At 63.1% G+C, this 22864-nt stretch carries 24 protein-coding genes and 1 pseudogene; 13 read left to right on the top strand and 12 right to left on the bottom strand.

The window, feature by feature from the left end:
• Nucleotides 1-120: 120 nt before the first annotated feature.
• Entirely contained in the window at nt 121-651 is a 531-nt protein-coding gene (locus tag ACNFBR_RS05585; protein WP_016715073.1) for a hypothetical protein, read from the bottom strand.
• A gap of 60 nt (nt 652-711) precedes the next feature.
• Nucleotides 712-1236, bottom strand: a complete 525-nt coding sequence (locus tag ACNFBR_RS05580) for an ankyrin repeat domain-containing protein (protein WP_416733997.1) — start codon at nt 1234-1236, stop codon at nt 712-714.
• 266 nt (nt 1237-1502) lie between these two features.
• On the opposite strand from ACNFBR_RS05580, the gene ACNFBR_RS05575 reads away from it, so the two are divergent.
• Entirely contained in the window at nt 1503-1775 is a 273-nt protein-coding gene (locus ACNFBR_RS05575; protein ID WP_346646575.1) for a DUF3509 domain-containing protein, read from the top strand.
• 107 nt (nt 1776-1882) lie between these two features.
• Here the strand turns inward: ACNFBR_RS05575 and ACNFBR_RS05570 are convergent, their stop codons facing one another.
• The 3 genes from ACNFBR_RS05570 to aroC form a co-directional block, all read right to left on the bottom strand.
• Complete coding sequence (locus ACNFBR_RS05570) at nt 1883-2419, bottom strand: oxidase (protein WP_416733996.1); 537 nt, start codon at nt 2417-2419, stop codon at nt 1883-1885.
• Nucleotides 2419-3573, bottom strand: a complete 1155-nt coding sequence (locus ACNFBR_RS05565; RefSeq protein ID WP_416733995.1) for an MFS transporter — start codon at nt 3571-3573, stop codon at nt 2419-2421. Before ACNFBR_RS05565 ends, ACNFBR_RS05570 begins: the two co-directional genes overlap by 1 nt.
• Nucleotides 3574-3725: 152 nt before the next feature.
• Complete coding sequence (gene aroC / locus ACNFBR_RS05560; protein WP_416733994.1) at nt 3726-4817, bottom strand: chorismate synthase; 1092 nt, start codon at nt 4815-4817, stop codon at nt 3726-3728.
• Between the two features lie 236 nt (nt 4818-5053).
• On the opposite strand from aroC, the gene ACNFBR_RS05555 reads away from it, so the two are divergent.
• Together ACNFBR_RS05555 and ACNFBR_RS05550 are read left to right on the top strand one after the other, a co-directional pair.
• Nucleotides 5054-6016: an alpha/beta hydrolase gene (locus ACNFBR_RS05555; RefSeq protein WP_416733993.1), complete on the top strand. Its 963-nt coding sequence runs from the start codon at nt 5054-5056 to the stop codon at nt 6014-6016.
• 65 nt (nt 6017-6081) lie between these two features.
• Complete coding sequence (locus ACNFBR_RS05550) at nt 6082-6864, top strand: hypothetical protein (protein ID WP_416733992.1); 783 nt, start codon at nt 6082-6084, stop codon at nt 6862-6864.
• A gap of 307 nt (nt 6865-7171) precedes the next feature.
• Here the strand turns inward: ACNFBR_RS05550 and prmB are convergent, their stop codons facing one another.
• Entirely contained in the window at nt 7172-8080 is a 909-nt protein-coding gene (gene prmB, locus ACNFBR_RS05545; RefSeq protein ID WP_416733991.1) for a 50S ribosomal protein L3 N(5)-glutamine methyltransferase, read from the bottom strand.
• Between the two features lie 179 nt (nt 8081-8259).
• Here prmB and ACNFBR_RS05540 point away from each other — a divergent pair, with 179 nt between their 5' ends.
• The 5 genes from ACNFBR_RS05540 (at nt 8260) to ACNFBR_RS05520 (ending at nt 11038) form a co-directional block, all read left to right on the top strand.
• On the top strand, nt 8260-8850 hold the full coding sequence (locus ACNFBR_RS05540) for a cysteine hydrolase family protein (protein WP_012271080.1): 591 nt from the start codon (nt 8260-8262) through the stop codon (nt 8848-8850).
• An 85-nt stretch (nt 8851-8935) separates the two neighbouring features.
• Nucleotides 8936-9256 carry a hypothetical protein gene (locus ACNFBR_RS05535; RefSeq protein ID WP_416733990.1) on the top strand — a complete coding sequence of 107 codons (321 nt, stop codon included), beginning with the start codon at nt 8936-8938 and terminating at the stop codon, nt 9254-9256.
• A 174-nt stretch (nt 9257-9430) separates the two neighbouring features.
• Nucleotides 9431-9991, top strand: a complete 561-nt coding sequence (locus ACNFBR_RS05530; protein WP_104962313.1) for a Smr/MutS family protein — start codon at nt 9431-9433, stop codon at nt 9989-9991.
• A gap of 70 nt (nt 9992-10061) precedes the next feature.
• A complete protein-coding gene (folE, locus tag ACNFBR_RS05525; protein WP_012271077.1) occupies nt 10062-10607 on the top strand; it encodes a GTP cyclohydrolase I FolE in 546 nt (181 codons plus the stop codon).
• Nucleotides 10608-10666: 59 nt separating this feature from the next.
• The gene (locus ACNFBR_RS05520) at nt 10667-11038 is read left to right on the top strand and encodes a glutaredoxin family protein (RefSeq protein ID WP_012271076.1); all 372 of its coding nucleotides are present in this window, start codon (nt 10667-10669) and stop codon (nt 11036-11038) included.
• Nucleotides 11039-11107: 69 nt separating this feature from the next.
• Here the strand turns inward: ACNFBR_RS05520 and ACNFBR_RS05515 are convergent, their stop codons facing one another.
• Nucleotides 11108-11710 carry a glutathione S-transferase family protein gene (locus ACNFBR_RS05515; RefSeq protein ID WP_416733989.1) on the bottom strand — a complete coding sequence of 201 codons (603 nt, stop codon included), beginning with the start codon at nt 11708-11710 and terminating at the stop codon, nt 11108-11110.
• 292 nt (nt 11711-12002) lie between these two features.
• Here ACNFBR_RS05515 and ACNFBR_RS05510 point away from each other — a divergent pair, with 292 nt between their 5' ends.
• The gene (locus tag ACNFBR_RS05510) at nt 12003-13193 is read left to right on the top strand and encodes a benzoate/H(+) symporter BenE family transporter (RefSeq protein WP_416733988.1); all 1191 of its coding nucleotides are present in this window, start codon (nt 12003-12005) and stop codon (nt 13191-13193) included.
• Nucleotides 13194-13468: 275 nt separating this feature from the next.
• On the opposite strand, the gene ACNFBR_RS05505 is transcribed toward ACNFBR_RS05510, so the two are convergent.
• The 3 genes and pseudogenes from ACNFBR_RS05505 to ACNFBR_RS05495 all read right to left on the bottom strand — a co-directional run bounded on the left by ACNFBR_RS05505 (nt 13469) and on the right by ACNFBR_RS05495 (nt 16618).
• Nucleotides 13469-14332, bottom strand: a complete 864-nt coding sequence (locus tag ACNFBR_RS05505) for a methyl-accepting chemotaxis protein (protein WP_416734031.1) — start codon at nt 14330-14332, stop codon at nt 13469-13471.
• Nucleotides 14330-14854: pseudogene (locus ACNFBR_RS05500) on the bottom strand (HAMP domain-containing protein); the annotation flags it as partial. The gene ACNFBR_RS05505 and the pseudogene ACNFBR_RS05500, both read right to left, overlap by 3 nt.
• Before the next feature lie 1002 nt (nt 14855-15856).
• Complete coding sequence (locus ACNFBR_RS05495; protein WP_416733987.1) at nt 15857-16618, bottom strand: SDR family oxidoreductase; 762 nt, start codon at nt 16616-16618, stop codon at nt 15857-15859.
• Nucleotides 16619-16794: 176 nt separating this feature from the next.
• Between ACNFBR_RS05495 and ACNFBR_RS05490 the strand changes: the two genes are divergently transcribed.
• Nucleotides 16795-17796 carry an NADP-dependent oxidoreductase gene (locus ACNFBR_RS05490; RefSeq protein WP_416733986.1) on the top strand — a complete coding sequence of 334 codons (1002 nt, stop codon included), beginning with the start codon at nt 16795-16797 and terminating at the stop codon, nt 17794-17796.
• Nucleotides 17797-18186: 390 nt separating this feature from the next.
• Here the strand turns inward: ACNFBR_RS05490 and pyrF are convergent, their stop codons facing one another.
• Nucleotides 18187-18888 (bottom strand): orotidine-5'-phosphate decarboxylase, encoded by a 702-nt coding sequence (gene pyrF / locus ACNFBR_RS05485; protein ID WP_012271070.1) that lies wholly within the window; start codon nt 18886-18888, stop codon nt 18187-18189.
• Between the two features lie 181 nt (nt 18889-19069).
• Here pyrF and ACNFBR_RS05480 point away from each other — a divergent pair, with 181 nt between their 5' ends.
• Nucleotides 19070-19237 carry a DUF2897 family protein gene (locus ACNFBR_RS05480; protein WP_003252762.1) on the top strand — a complete coding sequence of 56 codons (168 nt, stop codon included), beginning with the start codon at nt 19070-19072 and terminating at the stop codon, nt 19235-19237.
• A gap of 198 nt (nt 19238-19435) precedes the next feature.
• Here ACNFBR_RS05480 and ACNFBR_RS05475 read toward each other — a convergent pair whose 3' ends face one another.
• Entirely contained in the window at nt 19436-19771 is a 336-nt protein-coding gene (locus ACNFBR_RS05475; RefSeq protein WP_416733985.1) for a ComEA family DNA-binding protein, read from the bottom strand.
• A gap of 685 nt (nt 19772-20456) precedes the next feature.
• Here ACNFBR_RS05475 and wecB point away from each other — a divergent pair.
• Complete coding sequence (gene wecB / locus ACNFBR_RS05470; RefSeq protein ID WP_416733984.1) at nt 20457-21599, top strand: non-hydrolyzing UDP-N-acetylglucosamine 2-epimerase; 1143 nt, start codon at nt 20457-20459, stop codon at nt 21597-21599.
• On the top strand, nt 21596-22852 hold the full coding sequence (gene wecC, locus ACNFBR_RS05465; RefSeq protein ID WP_416733983.1) for a UDP-N-acetyl-D-mannosamine dehydrogenase: 1257 nt from the start codon (nt 21596-21598) through the stop codon (nt 22850-22852). Before wecB ends, wecC begins: the two co-directional genes overlap by 4 nt.
• The last annotated feature ends 12 nt before the right edge of the window (nt 22853-22864 follow it).

The raw sequence follows: 22864 nt of genomic DNA, 5'->3' as shown, positions 1-22864 counted from the left end.
GTACCAACAAGGCGGTCGCGCGCGCCCGTCACAGGCGTTATTGGCCCGAAACAAATGTAGGAGCGAGCTTCGCTCGCGATGCGCCGCGCGGGCGGCGCTCGATCTCACAGACGCTGAAAATCAGATATGAACCGCAACCTTCAGGGCCTCAAGCGCCGGCTCGACCTTGATGCCAACCTCAGCCCCCAACTCCAGCACCCGCGCCAGGTCGTTCTGCCCCACCATCACCATTTGCAGCTCGTCATCCAGCAACTGGCTGAAGTTCAGCAGCACATACCCTCCCGCCTCCTTGTTCAACGCGCCCATCTGTACCTGGATGCGGTTGAGCGCGGTCAGTGGCTCGGTGCGGGCCAACTGCTTGGGCTTGAGGGTAAACGGCACGCTGTTGTCGAACGAGTCGCTGATCTGCTGGAACAGGTCCTGGTAGCTGTCGGCCTGGAACACCACGGTGTCCGGCAGGCTGCCCAGCACCACCCATTCACCCAGCGGGATCGGGAAGGTGTCGTCGTAGTTGATATCAGGGTTGGCGGCCAGGAAGGCGGCAGGGTCGGCGTAGGCCTGGGCGGCCTCGTCGGCGATGCGCTCGATGTCGGCCTCGCGCATGCAACCGGCGCCAATGAGGCTGATGAATTCGAGCAACTGAGTTTTCATGAAAGGGGGCCTGCGACGGGTGAAAAGTCGCCAAGGATAGCCGCAAATGCCCCCTGGCGGTTAGCCGGCCAGCGCTTGCAGGCGCGCGGCGGCGTCCACTGCCCCCATGGTTTGGGCCGCCATCAGGGCGGTGGTACCGCGGGCATCCTGGCGCGCCGGGTCGGCGCCTTGCGCCAGCAAGTAGTCGAGGATTTCGCTACGGTTGAACATGGCCGCCAGCATCAACGCGGTGCGCCCGTCCTGTGCGGCGGCATCCACCGGCACGCCGTGCTCCAGCAACAGGCGGATCATGCCGAGGTCACCCTTGAACGCGGCGCCGGCAATCGGCAACTGGCCGTTGTCGTTGGCAATCAGCGGGTCGGCCCCTTGCGCCAGCAGCACGCGCACCGCGTCGTGATGGCCGTGGTAGCTGGCCAGCATCAACAGGGTGTCGCCCTTGTGGTTACGCAGGTTGGCCGGCAGGCCGCTGGCGAGCAGGCGCGCGAGCATGTCGGCATCGCCCTGGCGGGCACGCTCGAATACCTGTTCGGCAAATGCAGCCGTTTCATCATCGGTCATTGTGGCGGGCGCGGTTTGGCTGGACATCGGGAACCTCCTGGCATAAATGATTGCCCAAGTTTTCGTCAGGCATGCCATTGCGGTCAAAGGTTCAGATTCTATGGGGCCGATAGACGCATACCGAGCCGTGCAAAATGCACTGTGCAAAATGCACGACCATGCAGCCTGCACGATGCCGCTTCTGTAAATAACCCGTAATAGCCTGTATTTACTGGTTTTTTTGCCAACCGAGATTCTGGCACGGTCACTGCAACCATCAACTCACGTCTGCCACACAACAGCCAGGAGTTGATATGGACCTCATCCAGCAAAAGTTCGTCTCGGTATTTTCGGCCTATCAGGTGAATACCCAAGCCCGCCCCGATGGCGGCGTGCTGCTTACCCTGCGCGCGGCGGATGGCAAGGTGACCCGTCGGGTGTTGACCTACGGGCAACTGCACAGTGCCGAACAACTGTCCTGGGCGATCAGCGCCATCCGCCGCGACCTGGCTGAACAGGCCAGCGAATTGCCGGTGATTTCCATGCTGCAAAGCCAGCAACGGTTTGCCTTGCCGACCTACCGCTGAGTGTTGTGTTGGCTGATCTGGCCGCTTCGCAGCACAAGGCTGCTCCTACAGGAGACCGCATTCCTTTGTAGGAGCAGCCTTGTGCTGCGAAGAGGCCGCCAAGCCAATTACAACTCGTCAATCCCCAAGAACGCCCGCGCAGTCACATCCCCGGTAAACCGCGCCTGCACGCCCTGCTCGCTGCCGTAAAGGCGCAACGCTAGGCAAAACGGCGCATCACCCAGCTCTACCCAGCGTCGCGTTCCCGCCGGCACTACCAGCCGGTCGCCCTTCTCGCACAGCACCGAATAAACCCAATCGCCCAAACGCAGGCCAACCTGGGCCCGCCCGCTGACCACGGCAAACACTTCATCGGCGTCATGGACATGCTCGTCGCGCACATCGACCTGTGCCGGGTCTTCACCGTCACGGTTCAACAGCACAAACGCCTTGCTGCCATGCGCCGTCATCAACTGGTCCAGGTATTCACGGCAAGCACCCAGCACCTCATCCTGGGCCGTACCCGGGCGCACCCGCAGGCCATGCTCGGCATGGGTAAAGCGCACCCCGTGCTCGGCCAAGGTGGCGGCGATGTCATCGTGGTGGGTCAGCACCTTGTTCGGCAGCTCCGGGCTGGCGGGGTGGAAAACGCTGAGAATGCTCATCAGGGGCGGGTCCTGGTCGATTGCGAACAAAGGGCAATGATAACGGCTGCGGCCAAGGCTGCGGCACTGGCCATACCAAAGGTGAAGGTGGGGCCCAGCAGCTTCCAGCTGTAGCCAGAGTAAAGCGCACCCAGCGCACCGCCGGTACCCGACAGCGCCGCGTACAGCGCCTGGCCCTGGCCCTGCTGACGGGCGCCGAAGCTGGCCTGGACGAACGCGATACTGGCGGCATGGAAGCAACCGAAGGTGGCCGCATGCAGTAACTGGGCAAAGATCAGTACCGCCGGCTCCTGGGCCAGGTTGCCCAGCAGCAGCCAGCGCAATGCCGCCAGCAGGAAGCTGACCAACAGCACCTGCTGCACGCTGAAGCGGGCGAACAGGCGGCTCATGAGCATGAACATCAGCACTTCGGCCACTACCCCCAGCGCCCAGAGCAGGCCGATGGCACCGCGCGTGTAGCCCAGGTGCTCCAGGTGCAAGGTGAGGAAGGTGTAATACGGCCCGTGGCTGAGCTGCATCAGCGCCACGCAGGCATAGAACGCAACTACCCCCGGTGCACGCAACTGCTGCAGGAAGCCGCCCGCGCCGTTGCGCTCGCCCTGCTCCACCGGCTGGGCATTGGGCACCCACAGGCTGGCGGCGACGATGCCGGCCATGATCGTGACCAGCGCCACCGGGTAGATGTCCAGGCTCAACCATTCGAACAAGCGGCCCAGGCCAACCACGGTGAGGATGAAGCCGATCGAGCCCCACAGGCGCACCTGGCTGTAGCGCGACGTCTGCCCGTGCAGGTGGGCCAGGGTGATCACTTCGAACTGCGGCAGCACCGCATGCCAGAAGAACGCGTGCAGGGCCATCACCAGCGCCAGCCAGGCGTAGCTTTTGCCGAAGAAGATCAGGGCGAAAGTGGCCAGCGTGGAGAACGCGCCCAGCCGCACGATCAGCAGGCGCTGGCCGGTACGGTCGCCCAGCCAGCCCCACAGGTTGGGGGCGACGCAGCGCATCAGCATGGGGATGGCCACCAGCTCGCCGATGCGTGCCGGGGAGAAGCCCAGGTGGTCGAAGTACAGCGCCAGGAAGGGGGCGGTGGAGCCTAGCAGGGCGAAGTAGAACAGGTAGAAGCTGGACAGGCGCCAGTAGGGGATGGGTTGCATGGCTTTACCGTCTGAGCCGGCACCTTGCCCTGTAGGAGCAGCCTTGTGCTGCGAAAGGGCCGGTGCCGCCATGAAGAGGTGTGCTGGCTGCACCGGCCCTTTCGCAGCACAAGGCTGCTCCTACAAAGAGCGGGCCGGCGCAAGCAACAGGATCAGAGCTGGCCCAGCACCGGGGTATTCACCTTCACATCGGCGTTCTGCGCACGGTGGCGCAGCAGGTGGTCCATCAGCGCGATGGCCATCATCGCCTCGGCGATTGGCGTGGCGCGGATGCCCACGCAGGGGTCGTGGCGGCCTTTGGTGATGACGTCCACCGGGTTGCCATCGATATCGATCGAGCGACCCGGGGTGGTGATGCTGGAGGTCGGTTTCAGCGCCAGGTGGGCAACGATCGGCTGGCCCGAGGAAATACCGCCCAGAATGCCGCCGGCATTGTTGCTAAGGAAGCCTTGCGGCGTCAGCTCGTCACGGTGCTCGGTGCCACGCTGGGCAACGCTGGCGAAACCGGCGCCGATTTCTACGCCTTTGACCGCGTTGATGCTCATCAATGCATGGGCCAGTTCTGCGTCCAGGCGGTCGAAGATCGGCTCGCCCAGGCCTGGCATGACGCCTTCGGCGACCACCGTGATTTTGGCGCCCACCGAATCCTGGTCACGGCGCAGCTGGTCCATGTAAGCCTCAAGCTCCGGCACTTTGTTCGGGTCGGGGCTGAAGAAGGCGTTCTGTTCCACCGACTCCCAGGTCTTGAACGGGATTTCGATCGGGCCCAGCTGGCTCATGTAGCCACGCACGGTGATGCCCTGGGTGGCCAGGTACTTCTTGGCGATAGCGCCGGCGGCCACGCGCATGGCGGTTTCACGCGCCGAGCTGCGGCCACCGCCACGGTAGTCACGGATACCGTACTTGTGGTGGTAGGTGTAGTCGGCGTGGGCCGGGCGGAACAGGTCCTTGATGGCCGAGTAGTCCTTGGACTTCTGGTCGGTGTTGCGGATCAGCAGGCCGATCGAGCAGCCGGTGGTGCGGCCCTCGAACACGCCGGAGAGGATTTCCACCTCGTCGGCTTCCTGGCGCTGGGTGGTGTGCCTGCTGGTGCCAGGCTTGCGCCGGTCGAGGTCGTGTTGCAGGTCGGCGAGGGAAATTTCCAGGCCCGGTGGGCATCCATCGACAATGGCGACCAACGCCGGGCCATGGCTCTCGCCAGCGGTGGTGACAGTGAACAGCTTGCCGTAGGTATTGCCGGACATGGACGCTCCGCGAGATCTGCCTGAAATGGACGAAAAGCGCAGTATACAGATGGATTGACCGCCTGTGCTGGCCTCTTCGCGGGCAAGCCCGCTCCCACAGGTCTTCCACAATACTCAGGTCTGTGGTGATTCTGTGGGAGCAGGCTTGCCCGCGAAGGGGCCGAACCTGCCACGCACTGCCAGAGAACCTTCCCACAAACATTGGGTCAAACCACCATCTCCCCATGTAGTACCGCATGATGTCGCGCTTCGTCGCCTTGCTCTTCCTGCTGTGCACCAGCCTGGCCCAGGCCGCCGCCCCCACCGTACTGCAACGCCCCATCGACCTGGACACTGGCCAGGGTGTGCTGCACGGCAGCCTACTATTGCCACAACAGGCCACCCCACCGCCGGTGGTGCTGATCATCGCCGGCTCCGGCCCCACCGACCGCGACGGCAACAACCCGGCGTCCGGCAGGGTCGACAACCTCAAGCGCCTGGCCCTGCTGCTGGCCAACGAGCACATCGCCAGCGTGCGCTACGACAAGCGCGGGGTGGCCGCCAGCCAGCCGGCCACGCCTGACGAGCGTGACCTCAGCGTAGAGCGTTACGTGGCCGATGTGGTCGCCTGGAGCCACAAGCTCAAGGCCGACCCACGCTTCGGCCCACTGATCCTGATCGGCCACAGCGAAGGTGCGCTGATCGCCAGCCTGGCCGCCGAGCAGGCCGGTGCCAGCGCGGTGATCACCCTGGCCGGCAGCGGCCGGCCGTTGGCCGATGTATTGCGCGAGCAACTGGCCCAGCGCCTGCCCCCGGCGCAACTGGCCGGTGGCAGCGCCCTGCTCGACCGCTTGCAGGCCGGCCAAACCAGCCTGGAAGTGCCGGCGCCCTTGCGCCAGGTGTTTCGCCCCAGCGTGCAGCCCTACCTGATCTCGCTGTTCCAGCAAAACCCGGCAGCTGCCTTTGCCCGCCTGCCCATGCCCGCACTGATCGTGCAGGGGCGCAACGACGTGCAGGTGGACGTGGCCGATGCCCAGCGGCTGAAGGCAGCCAAGCCGGATGCGCAGCTGGTGCTGATCGACGGCATGAACCACATGCTGCGCATCAGCCCCAAAAGCATGAGCCAGCAGCGCGACAGCTACCTCAACCCCGAGCTGCCGCTGGCGCGCGAGCTGGGTGAGCGAATTGTGACCTTCATCCAGCATTTGCCTTCGGCATGAGCTGAGCGGGCTCAGGTCCCGGGCAAGCCTGCCGATACAGCAGGCATAGCCGAGGACAAGCCCTGATGACCATCGCCCCCGCCGCCGTAGAGCCGGCCGAAGAACCCCAGGAAAGCCCCGCCCTGCCCTGGGCCGAGCTGACCGCCGAACACTTCCAACTGCTGCGCCTGGCAGCACTGCCCACCGACCGCAGCACCGGCGCCCGGCCGCTGCGCTTCGTGCAGTTCGGCTATGCCGAGCGCCATGACAAAGCGCACAGCCTACTGCGCATGGAAATCCAGTTGCCTGGGCAGAAGGTGCACAAAGAGCAGAACCGCCTGGACATCCGCGTCGACCATGCCGAGCGCCTGGTGCGCATTGGCAATGAGCATGGCCTGCAACTGGAGCCCGTGAACCGTGGCATCGGTCGCTTCATGCTGGCCCAGGCCGCGCAGTGGCTGCAGCGCAAGTGGCCGCACTATCAGGTAGCGGGCATGGCGCTGCCGAGCAAGGATGCGCTGAACGAAGACTCACGCCTACGCCGTGACCACTGCTTGCGCGGTGTGGGGATTGAGGTGGAGTACGAAGACAGCCAGCACCTGAAGGGCCGTACCGTGGAGATGACGGTGGGGCAGCTCAAGGCCGCCTGGAGCAGCGAGCGCTTGCAGCGGGTGGAGATGCTGGATGCCGCCAACCTGCTGCAGCAGGCCGACCAGCAATTGCTGGAAAAGGAAGGGCAACTGCGCGAGCGCGATGAGCGGGTGGCCAAGTACCAGCGCGAAGACGGCGGGCTGCGCTTTACCATTACCTGCCTGGTGGCATTTGCGGTGTTCCAGGCAGGGTTGCTGATCTGGATTGCTACACGTTGAGGCTTTCCATGTGCTCGTCAGGGCATTTTCTGCGCTTGTGAGATCGAGCGCCGCCCGCGCGGCGCATCGCGAGCGAAGCTCGCTCCTACATTTGTTTCGGGCCAATTATGCCTGTGGCAAGGGCGCGCGACCCTTTGGCGCATGGCGCGGTATCGCGTCGTACAAACAAGGCGGTCGCGCGCGCCTGTCACAGGCGATACTGGCCCGAAACAAATGTAGGAGCGAGCTTCGCTCGCGATGCGCCGCGCGGGCGGCGCTCGATCGCTCATACAACGCAAATATCAAGGCAAACCCTTAGCAGCCTCAATCAAACCCGGGCCTTGAACAGCTCCTGATGCTGGCGGCACTGCTCGGCCGTCAGCATGAACACCCCATGCCCACCCCGCTCGAACTCCAGCCAGGCAAAGTCCACCTCAGGGTACAACGCCTCGACATGCACCTGGCTGTTGCCCACTTCGACAATCAACAACCCCTTGTCGGTCAGGTGGTCGGCCGCTTCGGCCAGCATCCGCCGTACCAGGTCCAGGCCATCGTTGCCGCAGGCCAGGCCCAGTTCGGGTTCGTGGTGGTACTCGGCCGGCATGTCGTCGAAGTCTTCGGCATCGACATACGGCGGGTTGGACAGGATCAGGTCGAAACGCTGCCCCGGCAAACCACCAAAGCCATCGCCCTGCACGGTGTACACGCGGGCGTCCAGGCCATGGCGCTCGATGTTCTGGTTGGCCACTTCAAGGGCCTGGAACGACAGGTCGGCCAGTACCACCTCGGCCTCGGGGAACACGTCGGCGGCAACGATGCCGATGCAGCCCGAACCCGTGCACAGGTCGAGAATGCGCGCCGGTTCACTGGCCAGCCACGGCTCGAAACGTTTTTCGATCAGCTCGCCAATCGGCGAACGCGGCACCAGCACCCGCTCGTCGACGATGAACGACATGCCGCAGAACCAGGCCTCGCCCAGCAGGTAGGCCGCCGGTACGCGTTCTTCGATACGGCGTTTGAGCAGGTGCTGCAGGCGTACGCGCTCGTCGTCCTCGAGCATGCAGTCCAGGTAGCTGTCGGCCACCTCCCATGGCAGGTGCACTGCACCCAGCACCAGCAGGCGGGCCTCGTCCCATGCGTTGTCGGCACCGTGGCCGAAGAACAGGTCGTGCTCGTGGAAGCGGCTGACCGCCCAGCGGATGTAGTCGCGCAGCGTGCGCAGACGGGATGTGATCACGGGGTACTCCTATTTCAGACCGGACAAAAGTCTAACAGCCCCACCCGCACATTTGTTCGTTTGCCTTGCCCAAAGGCTAGCCACAGGCCAGTAACCATGCCGCTTGCGTTGTCAACCATTCCCATTGGCGTCAAGGCAGGGGACAATAGGTATACAAAAGCCCTTCCAAGGAGCCCTTGATGTCCGTTCCAACCACGATGTTCCGCCTCACTGGCCGCGACTACCCGCCGGCCAAGCTGAGCCACGCCAGCCTGATCATCATCGATGCGCAAAAGGAGTACCTCAGCGGTCCCCTGCAGCTGTCGGGCATGGACGAGGCCGTGGCCAACATCGCCAGGTTGCTCGACGCCGCGCGCAAAAGCGGCCGTCCGATCATCCACGTTCGCCACCTGGGCACTGTCGGTGGCCGCTTCGACCCACAGGGGCCGGCCGGCCAGTTCATTCCGGGGCTGGAGCCGCTGGAAGGCGAAATCGTCATCGAAAAACGCATGCCTAACGCCTTCAAGAACACCCAGTTGCACGAGACGCTGCAGGCGCTGGGCCACCTGGACCTGATCGTCTGTGGTTTCATGAGCCACTCCAGCGTCAGCACTACCGTTCGCCGCGCCAAGGACTATGGTTACCGGTGCACCCTGGTGGAAGACGCCTCGGCCACCCGCGACCTGGCCTTCAAGGACGGGGTCATCCCGGCCGCACAGATTCACCAGTGCGAAATGGCCGTAATGGCCGACAACTTCGCTTGCGTGGCCCCCACCGCGAGCCTGATCTAAGCGGCTGGCAGTACCGCCCGGCAGCCGGGCGGAACCCGATGGGCGGCAGCAGGTCCTATTCCGGATATCCACAGAGGAGAGCGGAATGAAGCTTAAAGGCAGTTTCGACGCCAAGCGCCTGCGCACGCGCGAGCCGCGTAACTGGGGCGCTCGCCTGGCGGCCGGCCTGTCCGCCCTGCTAGCGACCCTGGGCGTGTTGCTGGCCATGGCCGGCGTCGCTGGCCTGCTGGGCAACTACCCTGCCCTGCAGGAACTCAATACCAACAAACCGCTGTCCAGCATCCTCACCGGGGCTGGGTTGCTGTTGCTATGGCTGGGCGTGCGCTTCTGGCGGCGCAGCCGTATCCGCCTGCGCCGCGGGCGGGAGTTGAACCTGTCGCCGCACCTGATGAAAAAACACGATTGATGGTTCTTCAACACCTGTAGCGACCTCTTCGCGGGCTTGCCCGCTCCCACAGGGGTATCGCCGGGCCTGAGCGTGGCGGAGTACCTGTGGGAGCGGGCAAGCCCGCGAAGAGGCCAGTACAGGCTGCACATGGCCCCACAGTCGCGTAAACTACGCCGCCCACGTGGAGGCATCATGCAAGACGACGATTTTTCCCTGTTCAAGGCCGAAGTGCGCGGCGTCAAGCCGATACGCCACGACCGTGCCGAAGTCGGCAAGCCCAAGGCCGACCGCCAGCAACTGGCCGGTTTGCGCCAGGCGGCAACCGTGCGCAGTGACAAGGCCCTGGTCATCGACGGCATGTCCGACCAGTTCGTCATCGACGTAGGCGCCGAAGACGAGCTGATGTGGCGCCGCGACGGCGTGCAGGAAGGCCAATTGCGCAAGCTGAAGCTGGGGCAGATCCCGTTCGAGGGCAGCCTGGACCTGCACGGCATGACCGTGGAAAAGGCCCGCGAAACGCTGTGGGACTTCATCGCCGAAGCCACCAAGCTGGAAGTGCGCTGCGTGCGCGTGACCCACGGCAAGGCCGCGCGCCTGGACGGCAAGCGCCCGATGATCAAGAGCCACGTCAACACCTGGCTGCGCCAGCACCCGCAAGTGCTCGGTTTTGCCTCATGCAGCGCCCGCCACGGCGGCACCGGCGCGGTGTATGTGATGCTCAAGCGAACCATGCTCGAAGGCCGCGACGAGTAACGCCGCGCTTGCAGCGCCGCCCTCACCGCCGTACCCTTCGTTTTTGCGATTTTTTCCCACAGGTAGATCCATGTCCCTGGAACAGAACTACACCGAGATCCTCAGCCAGATTGGCGAGGACGTCTCCCGTGAGGGCCTGCTCGACACGCCCAAGCGGGCTGCAAAGGCGATGAAGTACCTTTGCCGCGGTTATGAGCAAACACTGGAAGAAGTCACCAACAACGCGCTGTTCAGCTCTGACAACAGCGAAATGGTGCTGGTCCGGGACATCGAGCTGTATTCGATGTGCGAACACCACATGCTGCCGTTCATCGGCAAGGCACACGTGGCCTACCTGCCCAAGGGCAAGGTACTGGGCCTGTCGAAAGTGGCGCGTATCGTCGACATGTACGCCCGCCGCCTGCAGATCCAAGAAAACCTCAGCCGCCAGATCGCCGAAGCCGTGCAGCAGGTAACCGGCGCCGCCGGCGTGGCCGTTGTGGTCGAAGCCAAGCACATGTGCATGATGATGCGCGGTGTCGAGAAGCAGAATTCGACCATGATCACCTCGGTGATGCTGGGTGAGTTCCGCGAAAACGCCGCCACCCGCAGCGAGTTCCTCAGCCTGATCAAATGATTGGCTGCTGACCCCGAGCCGACCCCTGCGGGTCGGCTTTTGCATTTCAGGAGTTGCCCATGATCGTCAAAGCCCTGCGGGTTGGCCTCGGCCAGCTTATCGTCTTCGGTGACTGGATCAGCCGCCCGGCCAAGCGCAAGCGTGACGCCGCCGCCCAGGCCCGCGTCGAGCAAGCGGCCAAGGGCCTGGCGCTGTACCAGTTCCATGCCTGCCCGTTCTGCGTCAAGACGCGTCGCACCCTGCACCGCCTGAACGTGCCGGTGGCGCTGCGCGATGCCAAGAACGACCCGGTACACCGCCAGGCCCTGCAGGAAGGTGGTGGCCGGGTGAAAGTGCCGTGCCTGCGCATTGAAGAAGCCGGCAAGGTGACCTGGATGTATGAGTCCAAGGCCATCATTGCCTACCTGGATGAGCGGTTTGCTTCGGTCTGACTGTTTGTAGTTTTCCTGTGCCGGCCCCTTCGCGGGCTTGCCCGCGAAAGGGCCAGCACAGGTTAAAAGCTAGCCCACCATCGGCACATGCCGCGGGTGACTGCTGACCCGCTCCAGCCATGCCCTTACCGCCGGGTAATCGGCCAGGTCGAAACCGCCCTGCTGCGCCACATGGGTGTAGGCATACAACGCCACATCGGCAATCGAGTATTGCTCACCCACCAGGTACGGCGTCATCTGCAGCTGCCGCTCCATCACCTTCAGCGCCTTGTAGCCGCCCTTGTGCAGCTTGCGGTATTCCTCCAGGCGCTCATCCGGCAGCCCCAGGTAGAACTGGATGAACCGTGCCACGGCAATGTACGGCTCATGGCTGTACTGCTCGAAGAACTGCCACTGCAACACCTGCGTACGCAGGCGCGGCTCGCTGGGCAGGAATTCGCTGCCATCGGCCAGGAAGTTGAGAATGGCGTTGGACTCCCACAGGTAGCTGCCGTCTTCCAGTTCCAGCACCGGCACTTTGCCGTTGGGGTTCATCGCCAGAAACTCGGACGTTTCGGTTTCGCCCTTGAGGATGTCCACCGGGTGCCATTCATACGGCCGGCCCAGCAGGCTCAGCATCAGCTTGACCTTGTAGCAGTTGCCCGACTGGTAGTCGCCATAGACTTTGTACATCGCCCCTCCCCTCCATACCCAATGTTCTGGCCTGGCCCTGTAGGAGCAGCCTTGTGCTGCGAAGAGGCCGTTCAGACCCAGCAACTGCTTTGGCAGAAAGAGCCTCTTCGCAGCACAAGGCTGCTCCTACAAAAAAGCCGGCGCCGGAAATGCCGGATGCCTGTGCAGTTTTGCAATCCTGCCCAATAGTTGGTGACTGTACGGCTAAAAGCAATGGCCGCTGTATGGCAAGGATCAACCTTGCTCGCTGTAGTCTGAAAAAACTGCTTACACCTTTACAAGGATTTTGTTCATGACCAATGCCACCTCCGCACGCCTGCGGCCCCTGGCAGATACCTCCCCGTCGGCTGTGGTCGCTGGCTTCATCGCCATGCTCACCGGCTACACCAGTTCGCTGGTGCTGATGTTCCAGGCCGGCCAAGCGGCAGGGCTGACCACCGCGCAGATTTCGTCCTGGATCTGGGCCCTGTCCATCGGCATGGCGGTGTGCAGCATCGGCCTGTCGCTGCGCTACCGCACCCCCATCACCGTGGCCTGGTCCACCCCGGGCGCTGCCTTGCTGATCACCAGCCTGGGTGGGGTCAGCTATGGCGAAGCCATTGGCGCCTACATCACCTGCGCCGTGCTGGTGCTCATCTGTGGCCTGACCGGCAGCTTTGAGCGCCTGGTCAAACGTATCCCGGCCTCGCTGGCCTCGGCGCTGCTGGCGGGCATTCTGTTCAAGATCGGCAGCGAAATCTTCGTTGCCGCACAGCACCGTACCGTGCTGGTGCTGGGCATGTTCTTCAGCTATTTGCTGGTCAAGCGCCTGTCGCCGCGTTACTGCGTGCTGGCCGCGCTGCTGGTGGGCACGGCGTTGTCCGGCGCGTTGGGCCTGCTGGACTTCAGCGGCTTCCACCTGGAAGTGGCCAAGCCGGTGTGGACCACACCTAGCTTCTCGTTGGCGGCGACCATCAGCATCGGTATTCCACTGTTCGTGGTGGCCATGACCTCGCAGAACATGCCAGGTGTGGCCGTGCTGCGTGCCGACGGCTACCAGGTGCCGGCTTCACCGCTGATTTCGGCCACCGGCTTTGCCTCGCTGCTGCTGGCGCCGTTCGGCTCGCATGGGGTCAACCTGGCGGCGATCAGCGCGGCGATCTGCACCGGGCCGCATGCCCATGAAGACCCGAGCAAACGCTACACCGCGGCGGTGTGGTGCGGGATTTTCTACGGCATTGCCGGGGTATTCGGGGCCACCTTGGCGGCACTGTTTGCGGCATTGCCGAAGGAGCTGGTGCTGTCGATTGCCGCACTGGCGCTGTTTGGTTCGATCATGAACGGGCTGACCGTGGCCATGAGCGAAGCGCGCGAGCGGGAGGCGGCGGTGATTACCTTCATGGTCACGGCTTCGGGGTTGACCCTGTTCTCGATTGGCTCGGCGTTTTGGGGGATTGTGGCGGGGGTGCTGGCCTTGATGATCCTGAATCCGCGTAGGGTATGACGGTAGATTGGAGTTGGGGTTGAGATCGAGCGCCGCCCGCGCGGCGCATCGCGAGCTGCGCTCGCTCCTACGTTTGTTTCGGGCCAATTATGCCTGTGGGATTTGCGCGCGAACGCCTGGGCGCACGGCGCGATATCGCGTCGTACAAACAAGGCGGTCGCGCGCGCCTGTCACAGGCGTTACTGGCCAAAAACAAACGTAGGAGCGAGCGCAGCTCGCGATGCGCCGCGCGGGCGGCGCTCGATCTAAAACCCAACAAAAATCCCCGCCGGGCACTAGAGCCTGAAATGCCCCACCATCCCCTTCAAATCAGTCCCCAACTGCGCCAGTTCCACACTCGACCGGGCATTGTCCCGCATCGCCAGTGCTGCCTGATCCGCACTACCACGAATCTGCGTCACGCTGCGGCTGATCTCCTCCGCCACCGAGCTCTGCTGCTCGGCCGCCGCAGCAATCTGCTGGTTCATCTGCTGAATCAACGAAACCGCCGCCGCAATACTTCCCAGCGCACTTTCGGTCTGTAGCGCATCAGCCACCGCCAGCCGCACCAGCTCGGTACTGCCACGGATCTGCGCCACCGACTGCTGGGCATTGCCGCGCAGGCTGGCGACCAGCGTCTCGATCTGCTCGGTGGATTGCCGGGTACGCCGCGCCAACGCACGCACCTCATCGGCCACCACGGCAAAACCACGCCCCTGCTCGCCGGCGCGAGCGGCCTCGATGGCGGCATTCAGCGCCAGCAGGTTGGTCTGTTCGGCCACGCTCTTGATCACTTCCAGCACGTCGCCAATGGTGTGGATTTCGGCACTGAGGCTGTCGATGCCGGCACTGGCGGTTTCCGCCGCCGCCGCCAGCTGCTCGATGCGCTGCATACTCTGGCGCACCACCTGCTGCCCGCTATCGACCTTCTCGTCCGCCGCCTGGGCCGCTTGCGCCGCCTCCTCGGCATTGCGCGCCACATCGTGCACGGTGGCGGTCATCTGCTGCATGGCGGTGGCGACCTGCTCGGTTTCTTCCTTCTGGCTGCCCACCTCGCGGTTGGTCTGCTCGGTCACCGCGGACAACGCCTGGGCACTGCCGGCCAATTGCTCGATGCCCTGCTGCAGACCGCTGACAACACCCGAAAGCCCCGCCGCCATCTGCTGCATGGCCTGCATCAACTGGCCCACCTCGTCCCGGCGCGGCGCCTGGGCGTCGAAGCCCAGTTCACCGGCAGCAATGCGCTGGGCGCGGGCGATCACATGCTTGAGCGGGCCGACCACGGCGCGGGTAATCAGCCAGGCCGCCAGTACACCTACCAGCAGCGCCAGCGCCGTGGCCAGGCCGATGGCAACGGCGTTACGCTGCAACTCGCCCTGCAGCGCCTGCTCCTGCCCAAGATAGGCCTGGTCAACCCGGCCGGTAACCCGCTCGGCACTGGCTTGCAACTGCGCCTTGAGCCCCTGCTCGCGGGCCAACTGGTCGGTGTATTCGTTGAGTTTTTCCGAGAAGCTGCCAATGTGCCCCGCCACTTCGCCCAGCACACTCTGGTAACCGGCATCGCCAACCGCACCCTTTAGCTGACCGACCAGGCTGGCAGCCTCCACCGTCTGGGCAATACGCTCCTGGCCGGCTTCCTCGCCCTTGCGGCTTTTTTCCAGGCGCACCCGCGCTTCGTCCATGGCTTGCAACATCAGCCGCGACACCTGCGCCACCTGCGCGGCTTGCTCAAGGAACTCGCCCCCCTGCTGGCCCTGGGACTGTTTGAGGGTATACACACCGTCATCGGCCAGGCCGGCCTGCAGCACATCGAGGTTGTTGGCCACGCTGGACACCGACCAGCTGGCCATATCCAGTGCCAGCTCCTTGGCCTGCACCGCCTCGACGAAGGCCTCGAATGCCTGGCCATAGGCGGCCAGATCGGCTTGCGCCGCCGCCAGCGCCGGCAAGCCGCGAGCGCGCTCGACCAGGCCCTGCAAGCCGCTGCGCAAGGCCTCGGCCTGCTGTATGTCGGAGCGCAGGGCAAACGCCTGCTCGTGCTGGCGCAAGCGCAGCAGGTCGGTATTGAACTGGGCCAACTGGCGCAAGCTGTCGAAGCGCTGGCCGACGCTGTGCAACGCGGCGATGCCTATGGCCGCCACCGCCAGGGTCAACAGCAGCACCAGGGCAAAGCCCAGGCCGAGTTTGCGGGCCATGCCCAGGTTGGCCAGCACACCGTGCTTACTCGCGCCCATCGCCGACTCCCCTTCTGCTTGCGAGGTTATCCGAAGGCCAAGGGTGGCAACGTTGCCAGCCGATGAACAAGGGCCTGGCGTCAGAATAGTGTCAAATAGCTATGTGCGTGTCGTTATCAGGTTTGTGGAGGTCGTGTTGCGGGCCGAGTAAAGGCTGACAGGTGTTCGCCGCAAAATTTGCAGCGTAGGTGAGATCGAGCGCCGCCCGCGCGGCGCATCGCGAGCGAAGCTCGCTCCTACATTTGTTTCGGGCCAATTATTCCTGTGGCAAGGGCGCGCGGCCCTTTGGCGCATGGCTCGATATCGCGTCGTACAAACAAGGCGGTCGCGCGCGCCTGCCACAGGCGATACTGGCCGAAACAAATGTAGGAGCGAGCTTCGCTCGCGATGCGCCGCGCGGGCGGCGCTCGATCTCCCAGGCACCCCAAATACCACGGCATACACCCACAATCAGATCGCCGTAGCCCCACCATCCACCGTCAGGCAATGCCCGGTAGTGAAGGCTGCACCGTCGCTACACAGGTACAGCACAGCGCTGGCGATTTCCTCGACCTTGCCAATGCGTCCCACCGGGTGCATGGCGGCGGCAAACTCGGCCTTGCGCGGGTCGGCCTCGTAGGCACGGCGGAACATATCGGTGTCGATCACCGCCGGGCAAACCGCGTTCACCCGGATGCCCTTCTTGGCATATTCGATAGCCGCCGACTTGGTCAGGCCGATCACCGCATGCTTACTGGCGCTGTAGATGCTCATCTTCGGCGCCGCCCCCAACCCCGCCACCGACGCGGTATTGACGATGGCCCCACCGCCCTGCGCCAACAGCAAGGGCAGCTGATACTTCATGCACAACCACACGCCCTTCACGTTCACGCCCATGATGGCATCGAACTCCGCTTCGCTGCCTTCGGCCAGCCGGTGTTGCTCGATCTCGATCCCGGCGTTGTTGTAGGCATAGTCCAGCCGACCGTAGGCGGCGATCGTACGCTCGTGCAACTGACGCACCTCTGCGTCACGGGTAACGTCGCAAGCAATGAACTGCGCTTCGCCGCCCGCCGCGTGAATCAGCGCCACGGTGGCTTCACCGCCGACCGGGTCAAGGTCGGCCACCACCACCTTCAGGCCCTCGCGGGCGAAAGCCAGGGCGGTTGCCCGGCCAATGCCGGCGCCAGCGCCGGTCACCAGGGCTACCTGGCCAGAAAAGGTCATGCTCATCGCGTGCTCCTGTGAGGGTTAGGTGGGGTTCAGAGCATAGTCAGCCGCCGCTCGGCCGGGCAGCATCATCACACCAACGGTTGGGCTACCATGCTTGTCAGTGATGTTAAGGACCTGCCTACATCAACAAGGTAGATTGAACGCCTGACTCCCTCCACTGCCCACAAGGACCCGCCATGACCCAGACCAACCGCCGCTTCCTGCTTGCCAAACGCCCGGTCGGCGCCGTGCGCCGTGACGACTTCAGCTTTGAAAACGTACCCGCCGAACAACCCGGCGAAGGGCAGGTGCTGGTGCGTAACCTGTACCTGTCGCTGGACCCGGCCATGCGCGGCTGGATGAACGAAGGCAAGTCCTACATTCCACCCGTAGCCCTGGGCCAGGTCATGCGTGCCTTGGGTGTGGGTGAAGTGGTTGCCTCCAACAACCCCGCCTTCAAGCCGGGCGACCACGTGAGCGGTGCGCTTGGTGTGCAGGATTACTTCACCGGCGACGCCCAAGGCCTGCACAAGATCGACCCCACGCTCGCGCCCCTGCCCCGCTACCTGTCGGCGCTGGGTATGACCGGCATGACGGCTTACTTCGCCCTGCTGGACGTTGGCCAGCCAAAGGCCGGCGATACCGTGGTCATTTCCGGCGCGGCCGGTGCGGTGGGCAGCATTGTCGGGCAAATTGCCAAGATCAAAGGCTGCCGCGTGGTGGGTATTGCCGGCGGTGCCGAGAAGTGCCAGTACCTGAAGGAAGAACTGGGCTTTGACGGGGTGATTGACTACAAGGCCGAAGACGTACTGGCCGGCCTGAAGCGCGAATGCCCCAAAGGCGTGGACGTGTACTTCGACAACGTGGGTGGCGACATCCTCGATGCCGTGCTGACGCGCATCAACTACAAGGCCCGTATCGTGATTTGTGGCGCGATCAGCCAGTACAACAACAAGGAAGCGGTGAAGGGGCCGGCCAACTACCTGGCACTGCTGGTGAACCGTGCGCGTATGGAAGGGTTTGTGGTGATGGATTACAGCAAGGATTATGGCAAGGCCGCGCTGGAGATTGCCGGGTGGCTGGCCAGTGGGCAGGTGAAGAGCAAGGAGGATGTGGTGGAAGGGTTGGAGACCTTCCCTGAGACATTGCTTAAGCTGTTCAGTGGGGAGAATTTTGGCAAGTTGGTGTTGAAGGTGTGATTTTTGGGGGAGATGTTTGTGCTTGCAGGTGTACGCCTTTGGAGGTTTAGCGCCTGGTAGATCGAGCGCCGCCCGCGCGGCGCATCGCGAGCGAAGCTCGCTCCTACATTTGTTTCGGGCCAATTATTCCTGTGGCAAGGGCGCGCGGCCCTTTGGCGCATGGCGCGATATCGCGTCGTACAAACAAGGCGGTCGCGCGCGCCCGCCACAGGCGATACTGGCCCGAAACAAATGTAGGAGCGAGCTTCGCTCGCGATGCGCCGCGCGGGCGGCGCTCGATCTCAAAGCCAAAGAAATGCCATGGCGAACACCTCGCTGCCAACACCCTTTCTCCAGCCCCAAAAAAAGGCCAGCACTTTCATGCTGGCCTTCTTCAACACCGCAAGCTACTTACCCACGAATCTCCGCCACCACGGCCGCCAGCGCTTGCGCCGGGTCTGCCGCCTGGCTGATCGGCCGGCCGATCACCAGGTAATCCGAACCCGCATCCAGTGCCTGGCGCGGGGTGAGGATACGTCGCTGGTCATCCTGCGCACTCCCCGCCGGGCGAATCCCAGGGGTCACCAGTTGCAGCGACGGGTGCGCCGCCTTCAGCGCCGGGGCCTCGAGCGCCGAGCACACCAAGCCGTCCATACCAGCCTTTTGCGCCAGCGCCGCCAGGCGCAGCACCTGCTCCTGCGGGTCGACATCCAGGCCAATACCAGCCAGGTCTTCGCGCTCCATGCTGGTCAGCACGGTCACGCCGATCAGCAACGGCTGCGGGCCGCTGCGCTTGGCCAGCTCTTCGCGGCAGGCGGCCATCATGCGCAGGCCACCGGAGCAATGTACGTTAACCATCCACACACCCATCTCGGCGGCGGCCTTGACCGCCATAGCGGTGGTGTTGGGGATGTCGTGGAACTTGAGGTCGAGGAACACTTCGAAGCCCTTGTCGCACAGGGTTTCGACAATGCCCGAAGCGCTGCTGGTAAACAGCTCCTTGCCAACCTTCACCCGGCACAGCGCAGGGTCAAGCTGGTCAGCCAGCTTCAGGGCGGCCTCACGGGTAGGGAAATCCAGGGCGACGATCAGGGGCGTCTGGCAGGCGGACATGGCAGGGTCTCTTGGCAAGTCGAAAACGGCGCGCATTGTAAACGAAGTGACGCAGGCTTTGGGGCCCGCGGGTCACGGAATTGGCCCGGCAGTGGCTGGCTTCTATAATTGAACCAATACAACGGGCCAATGCTCAACATTTGTACAAGCGCTGCCCACCACCCGCTATAGGAGAACGACAATGCCCTGGTATGCCTGGCTGATCCTCATCATAGCCCTCGGCTCCATCGTCGGCGGGTTGATGATGCTGCGCGACACAGCCAAAAAACTGCCACTGACCGAAGAGCAACTGCGCAAGGTGCATGAGCGCAATGCCGAAGCGGATGCCAAAGACGCGCAGGACCGCTAAAAGGTTTAAACAATGGGTTTAAGCTGCAGTGGTCTCAGGCAACTTTTTGACACTTGGCAAAGTGCATAGTTAACTGATTGTTTTATTTGATATTTATGGGTGTGCCATACGCGCATCCTTTCGCGGCACAAGGCCGCTCCTACACAGGGTGTGGGAGCGGCCTTGTGCCGCGATGGGCTACACAGCAGCCCGCTTCCCTTACTCCACCATCACCTTGTCCCGATTGCGCTCCAGCAGGGCGCTGCCTATCCCCTTGATCTCCAGCAACTCATCCACCGAAGCAAACGGCCCATGGGCCTCTCGGTAGGCCACGATGGCTTCAGCCTTAGCCTTCCCTATCCCGTTCAACTCCTTCTGCAAAGTCAGCGCATCGGCCTTGTTCAGGTCCAGCCGCTGCGCCTCCTGGGCCTGCACCTGGGCTACCACCGGCACCGACTCGGGCACCGTTGTGGCGTTGCCCGGGGCTGCGCTGAGGGAGAACGACAGGCTCGCGAACAGTGGCAGTAGCAGGTACGACAGAACGTTGTTACGCATTGATGAACACTCCTTGGGTTGGTCGTTTTCAGCGGCCGTTTTCCTTCGGCTGCGCAACAAACCCTAGCGGTTCTGCCATTTTCCAAACAGCTGCTCGGCCCGTTTAAACGTTACCGAATCAAACATTGAAAAAACCAACTTCGGTGAATCAAAAATGATGGCGTTACGCCATGTTTCCAGTTAACTTCATGAAAAAAAAGCGATGGCAAATCGCCGCCGAGTAAATTCCCGTTTAACCTCGGTTTCATTCAGACCAAACGTCGTTGCTTTTCCTACAAGCCTTGCCGGACAAGGCTCCCACCCGTTCGTCGTATACCTTGGTGATATTGACTTTGTTGGCATGATGTCTGAATAACATCAAACAATCGTTTTTATTGATCGTTCAGACAAAAATAGGATCCAATCTATCGATAGCTATCGGCGATTTGTTACAATCAGGGGAAAAAAACGTGCCAGACGGGATGTCATAGTGATGACGAAATGATAAATTTGCGGCCTTAGGACAGCCGCTTCGCTTGAAGGATCCGAGCAGAATGAATTTTTTTTCACCTCCCCCCACTGGCCCTGCCCGGTTTCGACCGTGCTACGCCAGCCAGGCCACCCCCCGGCCGACCTGAGCACCACCCGAGATCCTCACCCGTAGCACCTGTTGCAACCGCCTTAACTCACACAGAAGACCGTCGCCGTGTCCCTCAAGACCCTCATCGTATTTGGCACTCGCCCAGAAGCCATCAAAATGGCACCGCTGGCCCTCAATCTCGCCCAGGACGACCGTTTCGAGTCGCGTGTCTGCGTAACTGGCCAGCACCGCCAGATGCTTGACCAGGTTCTGGAGCTGTTCGAGATCAAGCCCGACTACGACTTGAACATCATGAAGCCTGGCCAGGACCTGACCGACGTGACCACTGCCATCCTGCAGGGTCTGAAACCTGTGTTGGCCGAGTTCAAGCCCGATGTGGTACTGGTGCACGGCGACACCGCAACAACTCTGGCCACCAGCCTGGCCGCCTACTACCAGCAGATTCCGATCGCCCACGTGGAAGCAGGCCTGCGCACCGGCAACCTCTACTCGCCGTGGCCGGAGGAAGGCAACCGCCGCCTGACCGGCGCCCTGGCCGCCCTGCACTTCGCGCCAACCTCCACCTCGCAGGACAACCTGCTGCGTGAAGGCACCGATGCCGCGACCATCTACACCACCGGCAACACGGTGATCGATGCACTGCTGGAGGTCGTTCGCAAGCTGGAAAGCCCAGCCCTGAAGAACCAGTTCGAAGCCCAGTTCAGCTTCCTGAACCCAGAACGCCGCATGGTGCTGGTCACCGGCCACCGCCGCGAGAACTTCGGTGGCGGCTTCGAGCGCATCTGCCAGGCGCTGGTGCAGACCGCGCGTCAATTCCCTGACGTGGATATCGTCTACCCGGTGCACCTCAACCCGAACGTGCGCGAACCGGTGAACCGCCTGCTGGCCGACGTCAACAACATCCACCTGATCGAGCCGCTGGACTACCTGCCGTTCGTGTACCTGATGACCCGCTCGTACCTGATCCTCACCGACTCCGGTGGCATCCAGGAAGAAGCCCCAGCCCTGGGCAAGCCGGTACTGGTCATGCGTGACACCACCGAGCGCCCGGAAGCCGTGGCCGCCGGTACCGTCAAGCTGGTAGGCACCGACGTGGAATCGATCACCGAAAACCTGGCGAAACTGCTCACCGACGACGCGACCTACCGCGAGATGAGCGTTGCCCACAACCCCTACGGCGATGGAAAAGCGTGCGCGCGAATCCTCGACGCACTCTCCGCATTCTCCAACTCCAAGGACGTAGCATGAGCTTCAACAAGATTTCCGTCGTAGGCTTGGGCTATATCGGCCTGCCAACCGCCGCCGTTTTCGCCGCCCGCAAAAAGCACGTGATCGGTATCGATGTGAACCAGCATGCGGTCGATACCATCAACCGTGGCGAAATCCACATCGTCGAGCCTGAGCTGGACATGGTGGTACACGCGGCGGTAACCGAAGGCTACCTGCGCGCCTCTACCGTTCCCGAAGCGGCCGATGCCTTCCTGATCGCCGTGCCGACCCCGTTCATGGATGACCACCAGCCGGACTTGAGCTACATCGAATCCGCCAGCAAGGCCATCGCACCGGTGCTGAAAAAGGGTGACTTGGTCATCCTCGAGTCCACCTCCCCAGTCGGCGCCACCGAGCAGATGGCCTACTGGCTGGCCCAGGCCCGCCCGGACCTGAGCTTCCCGCAAACTCACGGCGAAGCCTCCGACATCCGCATCGCCCACTGCCCTGAGCGCGTACTGCCAGGCCACGTGCTGCGCGAGCTGGTGGAAAACGACCGCATCATCGGTGGCATGACCAAGAAGTGCTCGGACGCGGCCGTGCGCCTGTACCGCACCTTCGTCGAAGGCGAGTGCATCATCACCAACGCCCGCACTGCCGAAATGTGCAAGCTGACCGAAAACAGCTTCCGTGACGTGAACATTGCGTTCGCCAACGAACTGTCGATCATCTGCGACAAGCTGGACATCGACGTGTGGGAGCTGATTCGCCTGGCCAACCACCACCCGCGCGTTAACATTCTGCAGCCTGGCCCAGGTGTTGGCGGCCACTGCATCGCTGTGGATCCATGGTTCATCGTCAGCCAGACCCCAGAGCAGGCTCGCCTGATTCGCACTGCCCGTGTGGTCAACGACAGCAAGCCTGAGTGGGTGATCGACAAGGTGAAGATGGCCCTGGCCAACTTCCTGATCAAGAACCCAGGCAAGTCGGCCCAGCAAGTGAAAATCGCCTGCTACGGCCTGGCCTTCAAGGCCGACATCGACGACCTGCGTGAAAGCCCGGCCCTGAGCATTGCCGAACGCCTGGGCAATGAGCTGGAAGCCACCTTGCAACTGGTCGAGCCGAACATCGAAGCCCTGCCGCAGCGCCTGGCGCGCCACGAGCACGTTGATTTCGTGTACGCCCAGGACAGCGCCGACATCCACGTACTGCTGGTGAAGCACCGTGAGTTCCGCGAAACCTTCAGCGTGCGCGACGCCGCCTTCGTGATCGACGCTGCTGGCGTAACCTAGGGCTGATGGACC

The organism is Pseudomonas sp. NY11955, assembly GCF_048068035.1.
Classification (GTDB): domain Bacteria; phylum Pseudomonadota; class Gammaproteobacteria; order Pseudomonadales; family Pseudomonadaceae; genus Aquipseudomonas.
This window is presented reverse-complemented; position numbering and strand designations above follow the sequence as displayed.